The organism is Streptomyces sp. NPDC004065 (assembly GCF_044903565.1).
In the GTDB taxonomy this organism is placed as follows: domain Bacteria; phylum Actinomycetota; class Actinomycetes; order Streptomycetales; family Streptomycetaceae; genus Streptomyces.
The window spans coordinates 68,483-84,893 of record NZ_JBJDQT010000030.1 but is presented as its reverse complement, the minus strand read 5'-3'; the positions used below and the strand labels follow the sequence as shown (position 1 = coordinate 84,893).

At 72.7% G+C, this 16,411-nt stretch carries 14 protein-coding genes; 2 read left to right on the top strand and 12 right to left on the bottom strand.

All coding sequences use genetic code 11. From position 1 onward, the window contains the following. Positions 1 to 54: 54 nt before the first annotated feature. From ACI2LW_RS27290 to ACI2LW_RS27280, 3 genes are all read right to left on the bottom strand, one after another. Positions 55 to 450 (bottom strand): GntR family transcriptional regulator, encoded by a 396-nt coding sequence (locus tag ACI2LW_RS27290; RefSeq protein ID WP_404733875.1) that lies wholly within the window; start codon positions 448 to 450, stop codon positions 55 to 57. Positions 451 to 452: 2 nt separating this feature from the next. Beyond that, positions 453 to 1,400, bottom strand: a complete 948-nt coding sequence (locus ACI2LW_RS27285; RefSeq protein WP_404733874.1) for a DUF1648 domain-containing protein — start codon at positions 1,398 to 1,400, stop codon at positions 453 to 455. A gap of 110 nt (positions 1,401 to 1,510) precedes the next feature. Then, a complete protein-coding gene (locus ACI2LW_RS27280) occupies positions 1,511 to 3,943 on the bottom strand; it encodes an N-acetylmuramoyl-L-alanine amidase (RefSeq protein WP_404733905.1) in 2,433 nt (810 codons plus the stop codon). A gap of 465 nt (positions 3,944 to 4,408) precedes the next feature. On the opposite strand from ACI2LW_RS27280, the gene ACI2LW_RS27275 reads away from it, so the two are divergent. Beyond that, a complete protein-coding gene (locus tag ACI2LW_RS27275) occupies positions 4,409 to 5,689 on the top strand; it encodes an MFS transporter (RefSeq protein WP_404733873.1) in 1,281 nt (426 codons plus the stop codon). 75 nt (positions 5,690 to 5,764) lie between these two features. Beyond that, the gene (locus ACI2LW_RS27270) at positions 5,765 to 6,307 is read left to right on the top strand and encodes a phosphatase PAP2 family protein (protein WP_404733872.1); all 543 of its coding nucleotides are present in this window, start codon (positions 5,765 to 5,767) and stop codon (positions 6,305 to 6,307) included. A 209-nt stretch (positions 6,308 to 6,516) separates the two neighbouring features. Here the strand turns inward: ACI2LW_RS27270 and ACI2LW_RS27265 are convergent, their stop codons facing one another. The 9 genes from ACI2LW_RS27265 to ACI2LW_RS27225 all read right to left on the bottom strand — a co-directional run bounded on the left by ACI2LW_RS27265 (position 6,517) and on the right by ACI2LW_RS27225 (position 16,407). After that, on the bottom strand, positions 6,517 to 6,828 hold the full coding sequence (locus ACI2LW_RS27265; RefSeq protein ID WP_404733904.1) for a replication initiation protein, RepL2: 312 nt from the start codon (positions 6,826 to 6,828) through the stop codon (positions 6,517 to 6,519). Continuing rightward, positions 6,828 to 7,280 carry a MarR family transcriptional regulator gene (locus ACI2LW_RS27260; RefSeq protein WP_404733871.1) on the bottom strand — a complete coding sequence of 151 codons (453 nt, stop codon included), beginning with the start codon at positions 7,278 to 7,280 and terminating at the stop codon, positions 6,828 to 6,830. Before ACI2LW_RS27260 ends, ACI2LW_RS27265 begins: the two co-directional genes overlap by 1 nt. An 866-nt stretch (positions 7,281 to 8,146) precedes the next feature. Beyond that, positions 8,147 to 9,004: an ATP phosphoribosyltransferase gene (gene hisG, locus ACI2LW_RS27255; RefSeq protein ID WP_404733870.1), complete on the bottom strand. Its 858-nt coding sequence runs from the start codon at positions 9,002 to 9,004 to the stop codon at positions 8,147 to 8,149. Positions 9,005 to 9,023: 19 nt separating this feature from the next. Continuing rightward, positions 9,024 to 10,367 carry a hypothetical protein gene (locus tag ACI2LW_RS27250; protein WP_404733869.1) on the bottom strand — a complete coding sequence of 448 codons (1,344 nt, stop codon included), beginning with the start codon at positions 10,365 to 10,367 and terminating at the stop codon, positions 9,024 to 9,026. After that, a complete protein-coding gene (locus tag ACI2LW_RS27245; protein ID WP_404733868.1) occupies positions 10,364 to 11,371 on the bottom strand; it encodes a RimK family alpha-L-glutamate ligase in 1,008 nt (335 codons plus the stop codon). Before ACI2LW_RS27245 ends, ACI2LW_RS27250 begins: the two co-directional genes overlap by 4 nt. Positions 11,372 to 11,490: 119 nt before the next feature. Beyond that, complete coding sequence (locus tag ACI2LW_RS27240; protein ID WP_404733867.1) at positions 11,491 to 12,672, bottom strand: ATP-grasp domain-containing protein; 1,182 nt, start codon at positions 12,670 to 12,672, stop codon at positions 11,491 to 11,493. Further along, positions 12,665 to 14,020: an MFS transporter gene (locus ACI2LW_RS27235; protein ID WP_404733866.1), complete on the bottom strand. Its 1,356-nt coding sequence runs from the start codon at positions 14,018 to 14,020 to the stop codon at positions 12,665 to 12,667. Before ACI2LW_RS27235 ends, ACI2LW_RS27240 begins: the two co-directional genes overlap by 8 nt. Then, positions 14,017 to 15,225, bottom strand: a complete 1,209-nt coding sequence (locus ACI2LW_RS27230) for an acetyl-CoA carboxylase biotin carboxylase subunit family protein (RefSeq protein ID WP_404733865.1) — start codon at positions 15,223 to 15,225, stop codon at positions 14,017 to 14,019. Before ACI2LW_RS27230 ends, ACI2LW_RS27235 begins: the two co-directional genes overlap by 4 nt. Before the next feature lie 141 nt (positions 15,226 to 15,366). After that, on the bottom strand, positions 15,367 to 16,407 hold the full coding sequence (locus ACI2LW_RS27225) for a pyridoxal-phosphate dependent enzyme (protein WP_404733864.1): 1,041 nt from the start codon (positions 16,405 to 16,407) through the stop codon (positions 15,367 to 15,369). Between the last annotated feature and the right edge of the window lie 4 nt (positions 16,408 to 16,411).

The following is a 16,411-nucleotide window of genomic DNA, read 5'->3' as shown; positions in this document are numbered from 1 at the left end:
GGCGCCCCGCCCCGGCCCCCCGGCACCACCGCGCGAGGTGGGGCCGGGCCGGTCTCAGCCTTCCGGCCCGGGTGGTGGTGTGGTGCCCGGTGCGCTGGTGAGGGTGTCGCGCACCATGGCCAGGAACTCCTGGTCGGTGAGGCCGAGTTCGCGGGCCTGGGTGACGAGGGCGTGCACGGCCTCGGTGAGGCGGGCCTGGGCCGCGACGCCGGGGGCCTTGGTGATCACCGCGCCCCGGCCGCGGCGCAGTTCGATCAGGTGCTCGTCCCGCAGTCGCTGGTAGCCGCGCAGGACCGTGTGCACGTTGACGCCCAGCGAGTCGGCGACCTCGCGGGCGGGCGGCAGCCGTTCGCCCGGGGACGCCGTGCCGTTGGCGATCGCCCCGCGGACGCAGGCGGCGATCTGCTCGCCCAGCGGCACGGGTGAGTCGGGGAACACCCGGAACAGCATCGCTACGCGTCCTCCCCCGCCTGCCGGCGCACCAGCCCGTTGAGCAGCGCGGCCGCGGTGGCCGAGTCGTCGACGGTGACGACGTACTCGCGTCCCTTCTCCGTGCGGGCCGAGAGCGCCTCCCCGGAACGCAGCACCACTCCGCGCCGGCCGGGCCGTATCCGGTAGCCCCAGCCGCCGAAGTCCCCCAGGGCGCTGACCTGGACGCTGCCGGCGCCGACGATGCTGTGCAGCGGCAGGGCCAGCCGGGGTCTGGGCAGGACGGTGGAGGCGACCGTGAGTCCGCGCCGGTCGACGGTGACCCGGACCGCGGCGAACGGTACGCAGACCAGGCCGAGGACGAGCGGGGTCAGTCCTTTCTGCCAGGGTCCGAACAGCACGACGAACAGCCCGCAGAACGTGACGGCGACGGCCGGGACGAGCACGGCCCGGGAGATCACGGTGCGGCTCCACGCCGCGGCCTCGCCCTCGGCCAGCGGCAGGGAGGGGGCCGGTGGCGCGGGCTCGGGGCGCGGTCCGGCGCTCATCAGCCACCAGGCCAGCGCACCGGTGCCGGCGCCCAGTACGAGCAGCACGGCCACGTGCCACAGGGGCAGTCGCACCTGGGCCGGGTCGTGAGCCCCGGCGTTGACGTGCACGGTGAGGATCAGCGGATAGACGAGCGTGACCGCCGTGCCGGCGCCGATCGCCGTGGTCAGTCTCGATCCCGCGCCGTCCTTGGAGACATGGGTCAGGGCGGTGAACAGCACCCCCAGGCCGACGAGCAGTGCGCAGCCGACCCACAGCGCGGTGGTCCGGCTCGTGAAGCCGTCGGCCCCGCCGCCTCCCGAGAAGTGGGTGGCCATGCGGCCGGGCAGCCGGTCGCTGTTCGCCAGGAAGACACCGGCGTAGGCGGCGGTGGCGACGGCGAACGGAGCGGCGGTCAGGGCGCGTCTGCGCAGGGTCGTCATCCGGATCCCCCCTCGTGCATTGTTCTTATTCAAATAGAACAATATCACTTCACCCTGCTGCTCCCGTGGGCGCGGGCGGGCGCGGGCCGCGCCCGCGCCCGCCCGCGCGGCTACTTCAGGTAGACGAGGCCGTCGGTGGTGATGGTGGGACGTCCGCTGGTGCCGACCACGACCACCTTGACGGTGTGCTTGGCGCTGCTGGACCAGGACTTGGTCCAGATGGCCTGCCGGTACAGGGTGGTGGAGGACTTCAGGTCGACGGTGGCGGTCCTGACGCCGTCGACGTAGACGTACGCCTGCCCCGAGCCGGAGGCGCGGGAGACCACCCAGGACGCGGAGCGGCCGGTGAAGGTCCAGGTGAGGGCGGCGCCCTTGGAGCCGCTGGAGTACGACTTGCCGCCGAGGTAGCTCGTGGAGGAACGGGTGGTCCAGCTGCCGGACTTGGCGGCGGAGCTCTCCTGCACGATCACGGGGGTGAAGGCCGGGGAGGAGGTCCGGTAGTTGCCGGCGTAGTCGTAGGCGCGCATCGACCAGGTCGTGGCGGTGCCGGGCTTGGCGGTGCGGCTGGAGCCGGTGGTGGTCGGGCCGAAGGTGGCCGTGGTGGGAGACAGCAGTTTCACCTGGCTCAGGGCCTTGTCGTCGGTGGCCTTCCAGCCGAGGGTGACCGGGACCGCGGAGGTGCTGACCGTGCCGGTGCGCAGGGTGAGCCTCGGCGCGGTGGTGAAGGCCGGCGCGGTCGTCTCCGCCACGACGTTGAGCGCGGCGCTGGTGGCGGTCCTGCCGGACTGGTGCACGGCCCGTACGGCGACGGTGTGGGCGCCCAGGGGCAGCGTGGCGCCGACGGAGGTGGCGGTTCCCGGCGCGGTGGCGACGTTCTTGCCGTCGACCAGCAGTTGGAAGCTCTTGATGAGCGAGGCCGGCGTGGTGGCCGTCCAGTGGGCGGTGACGGCGCCCTTGGTGTAGTAGGTCGAGCCGGACAGGCCCGCGCCGCCGAGCGAGGTGACCTTCAGCCCCTGCACCGGGCCCGCCGCCAAGGCGCGGACGGTGGGCAGTTGGGCGTAGAGGGAGCCGCCGGGGCACTCGGTGTTGAAGCCGTCGCGGTGGCCCGAGATCGCCTTGAAGGGGTAGGTGCTGCCCGCCGTGAAGGTGGTGCTGGAGTAGTTGTGCTGGGTGGCGCCCGCCGTGAGCTGGGCGGTTCCGGCGGGGTCGACGCCGTACTGGCCGAGTTTCCAGGCCGCCAGACGGGCGACCGAGGTCAGCGCGGCGCTGGAGGCGCTGGTGGTGGTGTAGTCACCGAGCACCGCGATGCCCGCGGCCTCCCGGTTCCAGCCGTAGGTGTGGGCGCCGAGCACCGGCAGGTCCACGCCGCCCTTGCGGCCCTCGAAGATCGTGCCGCACTTGTCGACCAGGAAGTTGTAGCCGATGTCCTTCCAGCCCGAGACCTGCACGTGGTAGGCGTAGATGCTGCGTACGACCGACGCGGACTGGGCGCAGGAGTAGTCGTTGGCCCCGTCGCTGTGGTGGACGAAGACGGCCTTGACGCCCGTGTTGTACTCCGGTGCCTCCGGGCTGATCGACTCGTCCGCGCCCCAGCCGGCGCGCGCGGTGATCGGCGGCCGGGGCACGGTGGACGGCGGTGCGGACGGCACGGTGGGCGACGGGGCGGCCGACTCGCTCGCCGGGGCGGAGGACGTGGCGGACTCCGGGTCGGTGGGGGCCGGGTCCGTGGTGGTGTCGGTGGGAGCGGGGTCCGTTGGGCTGTCGGTCGGGGCCGGGTCCGTCGTGCTGTCGGTCGGCGCCGGGCCGGCCGTGGTGTCGGTGGGGGCCGGGTCCGGGGCCGTCTGCCCGTCCGTCGGGGTGGCGGCCGGGTCGGTGGACGCACCGCCGGTGGCGTCCGGCATGCCCTCGGCGACGAAGGCGGCGGGCTCGCCGTCCGTGCCGCCGGACCGGGCCTCGGCGTCCGTCACCACGCCCGGGTCGACCATGTTGACCTCCAGCCCCTTGGGCAGCGGGCCGGAGGTGCCGTTCCTGCGGACGACCTGCACCTGAACGCCGTCGGAGGAGCCCACCCACAGCGGTTCGGAGGCGCCGCGGACCCGTGGGCCGGGCTTCTCCAGCGGGTCGGCGTCCACCGACAGGGTGTGCCACGCGCTCCACTCGCCGGTCCCCCGGCCGCGGGTGCGCACCTGGACGGTGCCGTCGAGCCGCTTGGCGGCGCCCGTCCAGGAGACGCCGACCATCGAGAACTGCGGGGTGTCCGTGCGCGGCAACTCCCGCCTGTCGCTCCCGGTGCCCTTCAGGCCGAGGTCGTGAACCCTCACCGGCCGCTTGGCCCGGCCCGTCGTGCCCGGGTCCGAGGGGCTGGCGACGGCGTAGGTCACCACGCCCCCGCCGCCCAGCAGGACCGCGGCGAGCGTCAACCACGTCCTCCGTCTCGTGCTCAACGGTCTGTACGCGTGCGAAGTACGACGACTCACGCCGTATCCACCCCCAGGCCCGTCATCGGGCCGTAGAAAAAAAGTCACATGAGGCACGCCGGTCACATCCGGCGGCATGGTTGCTCAAGCGCACCCGGCCCGGTGAACGTCACGGGTCAGCGGGCCACAGTGACGTAGATCACCGTGCGTCCGGCTGCTCGGCCGCCGGGACGGCCCGGGGTGTGAGCGGTGCGCGCCGCGGCGAGAGGGGTGCGTGCGAGACGGAGGCGTGTGAAGACGTGCGCACGGCACGCGTGTCCGCTTCTCCACGGTGTGCCGATCTCGGAGAGATCGGCCGTCACCTGTCACGTCCCGGGCCCGGGCCGCGCTGAGGTAAGTGACCATGCTCGGGTCGCCGCCCGCCTCCCGGGGGAGGGTGTGGGCGCGGCGCCGGGCAGGGCCGGCCGGCGGCCGGCGACGGGCCTGAGCCCGCGGGTTCTTCCACTTCTCGGAGCGGAGACCTCGCAGCCTGCCCATGTCATGGCCATGATTGCCTCCACACCCCCACTGCGAACGAAAGTCCCCCGCTTCGTGACCGTCTCCCCGTACGAGGTCCAACCGGCAGGCCGGCACGCGGCCCTGCCCTCCGGCAGCCTGCTGCGCCGGGTCTACACGCCGCGCGCCTGCGACGCGCTGGCCTACTCCATGACCACCTACGCCATGCCGCTGCTCGTGCTGGCCACCACCGGCTCCGCGTCCCTGACCGGGCTGGCCTTCGCCCTGGAATGGGCGCCCCGGGTGGCGGCCTTCGCCGTCGCCGGCGCGCTGGTGGACCGCAGCGGCGCGGCGATCGTGTGCTTCCTCGCCTCGCTCGCCCGCGCCCTGCTGGTGGCGGGCGCCGGCTGCGTGCTCGTCGTCCTGCCGCCGGGCACGGCCGAGACCGTGACGGTCATGGCGCTGGCGGCCACCTCCGGGGCGCTGACACAGTTCAGCTTCATCGCCAACGAGGCGGTCGGCGTCATCGTCAGCCGCCGCGCGGACGGGCGGACCCACCAGGTCCAGTCGGTGCTGATCGGGATCGACCAGACGGCCACCCTGGTCGGCCCGGCCCTGGGCGGCGCCCTGCTGCTCACCGGCCCGACGCGCATGCTGGCGTGCCTGAGCGTGCTGTCCTTCCTGTCCGCCGCGCTCGCCCTGCAGACCCCGCCCACCCCGCTGCGCGCCGCCCGCCGGCTCGGCCCGGCGCCGGGCGGCGGCCTGCGGCAAGGATGGCGGACCCTGCGCTCCCTGCCGTCCCTGCGCCGGCTGGTGGCCGGACTCGCCTGCTCCAACCTGATGCTCGGGCTGCTGCAGTCGGCCAGTCCCGTCCTGGTGGAGCACCGCTTCGGCCGGTCCGCGGCCGCCGCGGGCGCGCTCTGGTCGATCGCCGCGGCCGCCACCCTGGTGGCGGTCGCCTGCTGCCGGGCCGGCCTCGACCGGCTCGGCCTGTGGGGGCTCGGCGCCATCAGCGCGACCGTCGCGGCCGCCGCCTGCCTCGCCGTGCCGAGCGTCCCCTCCTACGCGGGCTACGTGGCCCTGCTGGCCCTCTTCATGGCAGCCGACGGGGGGCTCACCGTCGTCCTGCGCACCCTGCGCTCGCAGGTCATCCCGGCGGCGGCCTTCGGCACGACCCTCTCCCTGAGCATCCTGCTCCTGCTGCTGCCCTTCCCCGCCGCGGGCGTCCTGCTCGCGCTCGTCCCGCCGCCGTACCTGGACGAGTTGATCGGGGTGTGCGCGCTGGTGCAGGCGCTCGCCCTGCTGGGCACCTTCCTGCGGCTGCGCCACGACCCGGCGCTCCGGCCCGCCGTGGTCGTGGTCCGCCGTACGACCTGATCGCCCGACGGCACCGGCCGGCTCGCACCGGCCGATCCCGGGTGTGGAGCCCGTTCGTCGGGTTACCAGCAGGTCATGGCGTGGACCAAGGTGCTGCGGGACGCCGACCGGGTGCTGACCCGGCAGGCGGCGTCGCGCATTCCCCGGAGGGCCGGGAAGCTGTTGTCGGCGGTCGAGGAGACCGCCGAGAGTACGAAGCTGTGGTGGGGCGCCGCCGTGGTGATGGCCGCCGCGGGCGGGTGGCGCGGCCGGACGGCGGCCGCCGCGGGCCTGGCCGCCATGGCGGTCGGGCAACTGGTCGCCAACGGGCTGTGCAAGCAGCTCGCCGACCGCGACCGGCCGCCCGAGGAGTGGATCCCGCACGACGAGGTCCACGACCGGCCCGACTCCTCCTCCTTCCCCTCGGGTCACACCGCCGCCGCGGTCGCCTTCACCGCCGGGGTCGCTCCCGTCTGGCCGGCGGCCGGCGCCCTGTGCGCGCTGCCCGCCGCCGCGATCGCGGTGGAGCGGGTGCAGAGCGGCGCCCACTACCCCAGCGATGTCGTCGCGGGCGCACTCGTCGGCGCGGCCGGGGCCTGGCTCGTCCGGCGCGCGCCGCGGATGCTGCTGCGCGGCTGATCCGCCCGGCGGGTACGGCGGCGGGACCGGCCGACGGGTACGACGGCTGCCCCGGCCGGCGGGTGCGCCGGCGGGTACGGCGGCGGACCGGCCGGCGGCAGCGCGCCCGTGCCGTGTCCCTTGCCCACAGGTCAAGGAAGGCGTCCTGGGGGGCGCACCTCATGTACGTGACGTCAATGAGGTGCGCTCGCCGGGACGTCAGGTCGACGTCAGGTCGCGTGGCGCAGCGGGACGACGACGTTCTGCCCCAGGCGCTTGGGATCGAGCCGGTAGTACTTGATGTGGCCGATCCGCTCGGTCTCCTCCAGCCAGCCGGCCTCGATGACCTGCTTGCGGGTGCGGGAGAACACCGGCGGGGCCATGCCCACGAGCTTGGCCAGATTGGCGGCCGTCTCGAGCACGGCTCCGGACCGGTCCGTCGGATGCAGGGCGTACAGCATGACCACGAGACGCTGGTTGGCGGACATGCCGGCCGTCTTCTCGAGCAGCTGGAGGTTCTTCTGCTTGTCGTCGCTGCTGATCACTGGGCCTCCCACCGCGCAGGGGCGTTCTCGTCGAATCCGGGGATCTCCGGCGGATTGCACGTCCTCACCGCTTCCCGTTGCTCGATTCCCGTTCCATGGAAAGCGATGTATGGGCTGATCCGGTAGAGCTTGTAGTTGCCGATGCGCCCTCGCACGACCAGGATGCGGTGCTTGGCGAGCTTCCGGTTGATCTTTCCGACGGCGTCGGCGGACATCCCGACTCTCTGGGCGATGTCGGCGCCGGTGGCGCGCAGCGGCTCCATGCCTTCGGGGGACACACCGATCCACCATAGAACCAGGAACTTCTGACTGGGCGTGAACGCCTTGGATTCGGTGATCGCCTCGACCCTCGCCTTGTCGACCTGGGTGTGGCGGCCGGCGAAGGCGTACGGCGCTTGGGGGATCGGCTCGCCGGTATCGGCGTCGACCAGCCTGCGTACTGCTCCCAACGGGGCCCTCCGGACAGGGGGGTGCGCGGTTCACGAGGACGGCTGCGAGGCCGACACGATGAACTCAACGTACATGAGCACCAAGTCAATCAACCCCGCCTGCGGGCCGTGTCGCCTGCCTTCTCGCTCACCCCTCTCCCCCGCTCCCGCACCCGCTTTTCCGGGCCCGAGACATGTACGTCACGTCAATCTGGTGCTGTCGCAGGATCTGGGTACCACGATCGCAGGATCGTGGTACCCAGATCCCTCGGTCGTGGTGCCAGATCCTAGGAACTGCCTGCCAGTTCCTACGATCGTGGTGGTCGGAGTCGTTTGTGCAGGTCAGCGGGGATCTGGGCGTTGCGCTCTCTTATATAGGTGACAGGCCGTGGAACAGCCGCCCCACGGGGCGGGAGTGGGCTCCGCCCCGATCGGCACCCGGACCACGCACCCGGACCACGCCGGAAGCACCCGCCGCAGCACGCACGCACCCACGCATGCCGCACCTCCACGCCTGCGCACCCCCCGACGACCCCGGCCGCCACCGCCGCACCCCGTTCCGGGGCGCGGTGGACGTACGGCGGTGCGGTGCCCCGGGGTCGTGCGCCGCGGTGGGGCTCCCGCCGCACCCGAACCCCACCGCTTCCCGGCGCGCACGGCCGGTGCCACGACGAAACGGGTTCGCGCCGGGAAGTGGTGGGGGCAGCGGGGTCCAGGGGCCGGCGAAGGCCCCTGGTACCACGCTGCCCAGCCACCTCCCAGAACCCCGGTCGGCCCGCGCTCCCCCCACTGGGCACCGTTCCCGGCTGCCGGGGGTGCCGTGACCCGCGCCGGGGCACCGGGCGGCACCGGCAGGAGATTTCTGCGCGGCGCCCTCCCACGGCGCGTCAGAGGCGGCAGGCGTGGATCGAGGTGGTGAGGATGGCCCGGGCGCCGAGCGCGTAGAGGGCGTCCATGATGCGCTGGGCGTCCTTGGTGGGGACCATGGCGCGGACGGCGACGTGGTCGCCGGTGCGCAGTGGGGTGATCGTCGGGGATTCCAGGCCCGGGGTGAGGGCGATCGCCTCGTTGAGGCGCCCGGCCGGGCAGTGGTAGTCCATCATCACGTAGGAGCGGGCCACCAGGACGCCCTTGAGCCGGCGCAGGAAGCGCTGCGCCGCCGGGGCGTGCTCCTCGGAGATGCTCGTGCCTGCGCGGCGTACGACGATGGCCTCCGAGCTCATGATGGGCTCGCCGACGACCTCCAGCCCCACGTTGCGCAGGCTGGCGCCGGTTTCCACCACGTCGGCCACGATCTGGGCGACGCCGAGCTGGATGGCGTTCTCGACGGCGCCGTCGAGGTGGACGACGGAGGCGCAGACCCCGGCCTGGGCCAGGTGTTTGGCGACGATGCCCTCGTAGGAGGTGGCGATCGTCATGCCGTCGAAGTCCTCGACCCGCTCGGCCGTGCCGGGCTTCGCGGCGAAGCGGAAGGTGGAGCGGGCGAAGCCGAGCGGCAGGGTCTCCTCGGCCGCGGCGGCCGAGTCGACGAGCAGGTCGCGGCCGGTGATGCCGAGGTCGAGGCGGCCGGCGGAGACGTAGACGGCGATGTCGCGGGGGCGCAGGTAGAAGAACTCCACCTCGTTGGCGGGGTCGGTCAGGGCGAGCTGCTTGCTGTCGTCGCGCTGCCGGTAGCCGGCCTCGCGGAGCATCTCCATGGTCGGTGCGGACAGCGAGCCCTTGTTGGGGACGGCGATGCGCAGCATGGTGGGGATTCCTTCGGGGTCAGCTGTTCCGCTGGTTTCGGACGGTCAGGAGGGCGGCCACCTCCGCGCCGCTGGAGGCGTTGATCGTGGAATGCGGGCGGGGCGGGGCCTGGCGTACGAACACTCCGGCGTAGGAGCCGCCGAAGATCAGGGGCGCCAGGACCACTTCGCGCTCGGTGCCCGGGTGTGCCGTGGGGACGCGGACGGTGGCGGGGGGCCGGCACAGCTGGAGGACGTAGCGTTCCTCGGGGTCGGCCAGGAGGTCCCGCAGGAGGGCGCCCCACTCCTGGTCGCCGTGGGCGGAGCCGAACGCGAGGTTCTTGCCGCCGTAGGCGGAGGCGGGCTTGCAGACCAGCAGTTCGCGGTGGGTGAGCGCGCGGTCGAGGGTGTCGGGGCGCAGCCGGAAGGTGTCCGGCACGTAGCGGGCGACCAGGGCGCGTTCGTCCGCGGTGAGCAGGGCGGCGTGCTCGGGGTCGTGCAGGAGTGCCAGGTTGCCCTTGTTGTCGTGGAGGGCGGCGGCCGGGGAGCCGATGAAGTCGACCAGTCCGGCGGTGTCCAGGTCCATGAGCCGGCGGGTGAGTCCGGGCGGGACGAACCGCTTGGTCTCGTGCCAGGTGTAGGCGGTGAAGACGGCGTCGACCCGTTCGCCGTCGTGGGTGACGCCGGTGTCGCTGAGGCGGAGGTCGGTGACGAGGCCGCAGGAGACCTCGTGGCCCGCGGAGCGCAGCATGTCGACGAAGAAGCGGCGGCCGCCGTCGAGGTCCGCCGGGTCGGCGGTGGCCTCGAAGACGCGCAGCGGTCCCTCTCCCCGGGCCCGGGTGAGGCCGGCGAAGACCTCGAGCCAGATCGCCGCGGTGTCCGGGGCGTCGATGTGCAGTCCGCGTTCGGCGAGGTGCGCGGCGTAGGCCGAGGCGCGGGCGGCGGAGGTGTACGGGGCCAGGGTGCTCAGGCCGCCCAGGGAGGTGGCGACGTTCAGCTCGACCAGCTTCAGGCCGTCGGGGGTGAGGACCAGGTCCGGGCGCATGAAGGCGGTGGCCACCCGCCGCAGCCGGGGCCGGCGCAGCGCGTGGGTCATCAGGGCGGCGTCCTCGGCGGGCACGCCCAGGTAGCCGGTCCACGCCTCGAGGTCGTCGCCGAAGACGCGGCGCGGGAAGCCGGAGATCAGCTCGGCCAGCCGCAGCCCGGCGGTGGCGGTCTCGGCGGCCGCCTCGGCGGTGAACACGGGGGGCGGGTAGGCGGTCTTCCAGTCGGGCCGCTGGAGGGCCTTGTCGAACCGTTCCCGGTCGGGGCCGGCCTCCTCGCCGGCCCCGAAGTCCTCCCAGGCGGCCACGGCCCGGGCGTCCAGCCACGGCCAGGTGTTCACGACAGCTTCCCGGCGGTGCGCAGGGCCGCCAGCACCGTGTTGACGGCCTCGGAGGAGCGGTCCTCGCCGGTGGCGAGCTGGTGGTAGCTCAGGCCGCCGGGATTGACCATGTTGACCTCGATGACGTACGGGTACGCCAGGTCGATGCCGGAGTAGAAGATGCCGTGGTCCATCAGCCGCTTGCCCAGGGCGCGCACGAACCGGTCCTCCTCGGCGGTCAGTTCGAGCTTCTCGAAGCGGGCGCCGAGGGTGGCGTTGGAGCGGTTGTCGTGCTCGGGGTGGAAGCGGAGGAAGCCGGAGACCGGCTCGGCGCCGGCGATGATCACCCGCTTCTCGTTGTCGCGGACGTTGGGGATGTACTCCTGGACGGCGGTGTGCCGCTTGGCCATGCCGATGATGTCGCGGCCGTAGCGGCCGTAGCGGGAGGCCGCGTTGCCGGTGGCCGAGCCCAGCAGGGCCGAGCGGTTGCGGTCGTGGGCGTTCACCACGAAGACGTCGGCCCCGCAGCCGTCGTTGGTGGGCTTGACGACCCAGGAGCGGCCGGGGTCCGACTGGACCAGGTTGTTCAGGAAGTCGAAGTCGTTGGTGACGTACGACGTCGGCAGGTGCTCGCCGGGCACGAGGGCGACCAGGTTGGTCTTGGTGTTGAGGAAGAACAGCGCGGCGGCGTCGTTGACGAACGGCACCCGCTGGTTGAGCAGCCACAGCAGCTGGAAGGAGTCGTTGCCGGCCTCGGGGTGGGTGCCGGCGAGCACCCACACCAGGTCGAACTCCTCGGCGCTGGCGGTGGGTTGGCTCAGGGCCGGGAAGTCGCCGCCGGAGGTGAACTCGTCGGTGACCTTCATGCGGTCGCAGACGACGACGGAGTCGTGCACGGCGAGGGTGTCGATGTCGCCGATGTGCACCTCGTGGCCCTCGCGGTAGAGGGCGCTGGGGATGATCGAGTGGTTGTCGAGCTCGAACTTGGACGCCTCGGAGACGAGGACGAGGATCTTGTACGGCACGTTGGGGCACCTATCGGTTCTGGTTGGCGAGTGGTGGCTGGGTGGCTGGGGTGTGGGGGTCCGGGTGGTGCGGTGTGGTCCGGGTGCCGGCTGTGGGGGTGCCGGCGGGAGGCGTGCGCTCAGGCCGTGGCGGTGAGGGTGCGCACCGCGCGGGCGAGGTTGGTCTCGAGCTCGTCGCGGGTGGCGCCGGTGGCGACGACGAAGCCGTGCCGGTCGCCGGACTGGCGGACCTCCGGCGGCCTGCGGCCGGCCTCGACGGTGATGGCCGCCTCGGCGACGCCCGGCAGCGAGGCGACGAGTTCGGTGCTGATGCCCGGCATGGGGACCGTGCGGTCGAAAGTGACGAAGCGGATGCCGGCCAGCCGCTGCTGGGTGGCGGGCGGGGGCTCCTCGAGGCCGAGGACGGCGGTCATCGTCTGCGCGAACACGTCCTCGCCGAGGGCGAGGAACAGCAGGTCGCTGATCCGGTCGCCGCCGGGGCGGCCGTGCGACTCGATGAGGCGGGGGCCGTCCTTGGTGAGCATGACCTCGGTGTGCGAGGGGCCGTAGCGGTAGCCGACCGCGTCCAGCGTTCCGGTGACCAGTGCGTGGATCGCGGCCTCGTCCGCCGGGTCCAGCCGGACCGGGAGCGTGTGCCCGGTCTCGACGAAGTGCGGTGCGCCGGTGGTGGTCTTCTCCGTGATCGCCAGGATGCGGTGCCCCTGCGGGGTGCTGACCGCCTCCACGCTGTACTCGGCGCCGGACAGGAACTCCTCGACGAGGTGCGGGGTGGTGAAGTCCAGGGCGGCGAGGTAGTGCTCAGTCTCCTCCGGGCCGGCCAGGTAGCGCACGCCCGAGCTTCCGGTGCCGTCCACCGGCTTGACCACGCAGGGGTAGCCGATCCGCTCGATGGCGGGGCGCAGCTCCTCCTTGGCCGCGCAGGTGACGTGGGCGACGGGGGTGCCGGCGCGCTTGCCGACCTCGGCCCGCAGCCTGGCCTTGTCCTTGAAGGCGGCCAGTGCCCCGGGCGGGTTGCCGGGCCAGCCCAGGCGGTCGTTGACGATCGCGGCCGCCGTGGAGCCCAGTTCGCCGAAGCCGAAGCAGCTGACGGGGGCGGGCAGGTCGAGGGCGCGCAACTGCTCGACGAGCCGGTCGAGGTCGCTCATCCACGGGCTGCGCAGGATCGACTGCCGGGGGGTGTCGGCGGGCAGCGGCGCCTTCGGGTCGCCGACGACGATCATGGCCAGGCCGAGTTTCTGGGCGGCGGTGACGACCAGGTCGCGGGGGTTGAGCAGGACGGCTGTGGGCTGGGTGTCAGGCATGCTGCGTGTGCACCTTCGGTAGGAGGAGACAGGTGGCTGCGGCGACGAGGGAGAACACGACGAGCACCAGCCACAGGCCCGTGCCGCCGTGCAGCGTCTGCAGGAGGTGGCCGCCCAGGCTGGAGCCGAGGAGGCTGCCGACGGCCCCGGCGGCGCTCATCGTGCCCAGGGCCAGTCCGGTGCGGCGGACGGAGGTGACCTTGACGGCCTGCTCGTCCAGGCTGGGGGCGATCAGCATCTCGGCGACGGTGACCGGCAGGACGAAGGCGAGCAGGGCGGACCAGCCGGCCAGCGGGATGAACACCGCGTAGGCGCAGGCGAAGGCGACGAAGCCGACGGCGAGCAGGGTGCGGGTGGTGGCCCTGCCGAACACGTGGTGCAGCAGCGTGTACTGCAGCAGTACGCACAGCAGGCCGTTGAGGGTGAAGACCACCGAGCCGGCACCGGCGCTGCCGGTGAGTTCCTTGGCGGTGATGGGCATCAGCACGTTGAGCTGGCTGTAGATCGCCCAGAAGGCGATGCCGAGCAGGCACAGCGGCACCCACTGCCAGCGCGCCCAGTGCGGGGCGGGGGCGGACGGCGGGGCGTTGGGGTCCTCTGGGGCGGTTGCGGTTGCGGTTGCGGTGGGGGCGGGCACGGGCACGGCGGCCGTGGTGGTCCCGGTGGCCGGGGCCGTCCCGGTGGCCGGGGTGGTCGTGCCGGGGGCGGCGGCCGTGGCGACCGTCGCGGTCGTGGTGGCCGTGGGGGTCCCGGTGGCCGGGGCCGCGGTCTCCGGTCCGGGGAGGGTCTTCGCCGCGCGGCGGGCGGTGAGGCGCAGCCCGAGCAGCAGGTGGGAGAGCACGCAGGCGGCGAGGATGTAGGTGAAGCCGAGGGGGTAGACCGCCGCGCCGAGGGCCGGTCCGGCGACCACGCCGACGTTGACGAAGGTCGAGCGCAGCGCGAGCATCTCGCGCGGCTCCACGCTGTCCTCCCGCACCAGCAGGGTCTTGATGGTCAGGCCCAGCAGGGAGCCGCCGACGCCGATGGCCGCGATTCCGGCGACGAGCGGCACGGTCCGGCCGCCGTCGCCCAGCGCGAGCAGCAGGTAGCCGGCGACGCGCAGGCCGAAGCCGGAGGCGAGCACCGCACGGCTGCCCATCCGGTCCACGATCAGCCCGCACACCAGGGAGAAGCCCTGGCTGCAGAAGGCGAGCAGGCCCACCAGGAAGCCCACCCGCCCGGCGGGCAGGCCCTCGGCGGTGAAGTGGATGGCCAGCAGCGGCAGGAACATGAACGTCGTCAGACCGGTGAGCAGCACCGCCAGCAGCAGTGCGCGCCCGTCCGGCGACGTCCGGCGCCAGGTCCTCATGACGTGGGTGCTTCTTCCAAGTGGTCCAGGCGGTCCAGGGGGTCCAGGTGGTCCATGAGCCAGGTCTCCGCCTGGAGCAGCCGCTGCTCGACCTCGGCCGCGTCGCGGCCGCCGACGACGACGAAGCACAGGTACGAGGTGCTGTTCTGCGCCACGGCGTCCGGGGCCAGCCTGTCGTTGACCTCGTAGTGCCGCACCCACGGGAAGGGGGGCCGGCCCGGGGCGCGCACCGGGCGGCCCTGCGGAAGGATCGACAGGGAGCCGTGCACCTGGGCGGGCGGGGCGGCCGGCGGCGCCTCGACGGGCAGTCCGCAGGACTGGCGCAGCCAACTGGCGTGCAGGTCCACGCCGTAGGTGAGCCGGGTGAGGAACGGGATGCGGTCGCCGCCGACGCGGGAGGCGATCTCGCACAGCACCAGCTCGTCGCCGGGGGTGTGGAACACCTCCAGGTGGTAGGCGCCGACCTCGGGGGTGTCGAAGGCGTCCAGGACACGGTCGAGGAAGTCCTCCAGGCGACGCGCGAAGGGGTCCTCGGGGCGCAGCTGGATGGAGCCGTTGTTCTGCCCGGAGAAGACGCCGAGGCAGCTGCGGACGTAGCGGGAGGAGGCCACGAACCGGTAGCCGGGGGCCAGCACCGCGTCCACGTGGTACATCGGGCCCTCGACGAACTCCTCGGCCATGAGGTCCTCGCGCCAGTGCCGGCGGCTGAACTCCAGCAGGTCCTCCTCGCCGCACAGCACCGAGATGTCGCGGGAGCCGCCCTGCTTGACCGGCTTGACCACGACCGGGTAGCCGTTGGCGGCGATGAAGTCGGTCAGGTCGACGATGGTCTCCAGCCGGGCGAACCGGGCCGTGGGCACCGTGCGGCCGGCGACCTCCTTCATCACGGCCTTGTCCCGGAAGGACAGCGCGCTGGCCGCGGACTGCCCGGGGATCTTGAGGTCCTCGCGGATGCGTGCGGCCCGCTCGAGGTCGTACTCGTTGTCGGTGATGAGGTGGGTGAACGGCTTGTCCTCGGCGAGCCGCCTGATCCGCAGTTCCGCGTAGGGGACGAACTCGCAGTCGGGCACGTACTCGTAGTGCGCGAAGCGCTCGGTGCCGGTGAGCTCGTGGTGGCTGAACACATGGAGGGTGTCGGCCAGTTCCGGCAGCATGGCGGCGTAGTCGCTCTTGGGGCCGTAGTTGATGACGGCGACATTGGTCATGGGGTTGGCCTCGTTTCGGGTCCCGGTCGTCCCGGGTCCCGGTCGTTCGGACACAGGGTCAGGACACGGTGGTCAGGACACAGCGGTCGGGACACGGTGGTCAGGACACAGCGGTCGGGACACGGGGTCGGGACACGGGGGTCAGGACGCCAGCGGGTGGACCGGCAGGTCGTCGTGCACCTCGTACGGCCGGCGGGCCCAGTTCATGGCGCACCAGGGGCCGGTCATGTCGGCGAGGTCGGTGATGATCACCGGGCGGTAGTCGGGGTCGTCCTCGATCGGGCCGTCGGGCGGGAAGACCCGGTCGACGTAGCGGTGTCCGGGGTCGGCGGCCAGGAACACGACGGGGCCGCCGTCGGGTTCGTTCGCGCGGATGTGGTTGGCCACCTGCCAGCCCGCGCCCGCCGAAAGGCCCGCGAACACGCCCGTGGTGGACAGCAGCCGACGGCAGCCGGCGGCGGAGACGTCGAAGTTGATCCAGTGGACGTCGTCGTAGGCGCGGTAGTCGATGTTGCCGAACCGGATGCCGCTGCCGATGCCGGCGATGATGAACCCGTCCAGCGGGATGGACTCCGAGCCGAAGGAGCGGCTGCCGAAGGGCTGGATGCCGGCCACCCGGGCGTCGCAGCCGGCCTGCCGCAGATAGCGGGCCATGGCGCTGGTGGAGGCGCCCGTGCCGACCCCGCCGACCAGGGTGAGGTCGCGGGAGCCGAGCTCCTTGACCACGGTGTTGGCGACGCTCTCGTAGCCGATGTAGTGCACGTCGTCGTGGTACTGCTGCATCCAGTACGCGTCCGGGTTGTCCTTCAGATAGGCGTGGACGAGCCGGACCCGGGTCTCCTGGTCGTGCTGGAGGCCGTCGTCACCGGAGGGCGGGACCTGGGTGTAGGTCGCGCCGAGGTACTTCAGCTGGGTGCGGATGGCCGCGTCGACGGCCACGGAGGCGAAGATGTGGCACTTCAGGCCCAGTTCGCGGCAGACCAGCGCGAGCGCGTGGCCGTAGATGCCGCTGGAACTGTCGACCAGGGTCTGCCCCCGGCGGATCACTCCGCGGTCGAGGAGGTCCTTGACCGCGGCCCGGACCGAGGTGACCTTCATGACCTCGAAGCGGACCACGTAGATGTTGTTGCCCAGGTCTATGAGATCCGGTTCCGAGAGTTTTTCGGCGAATGAGGTGTACACCGCG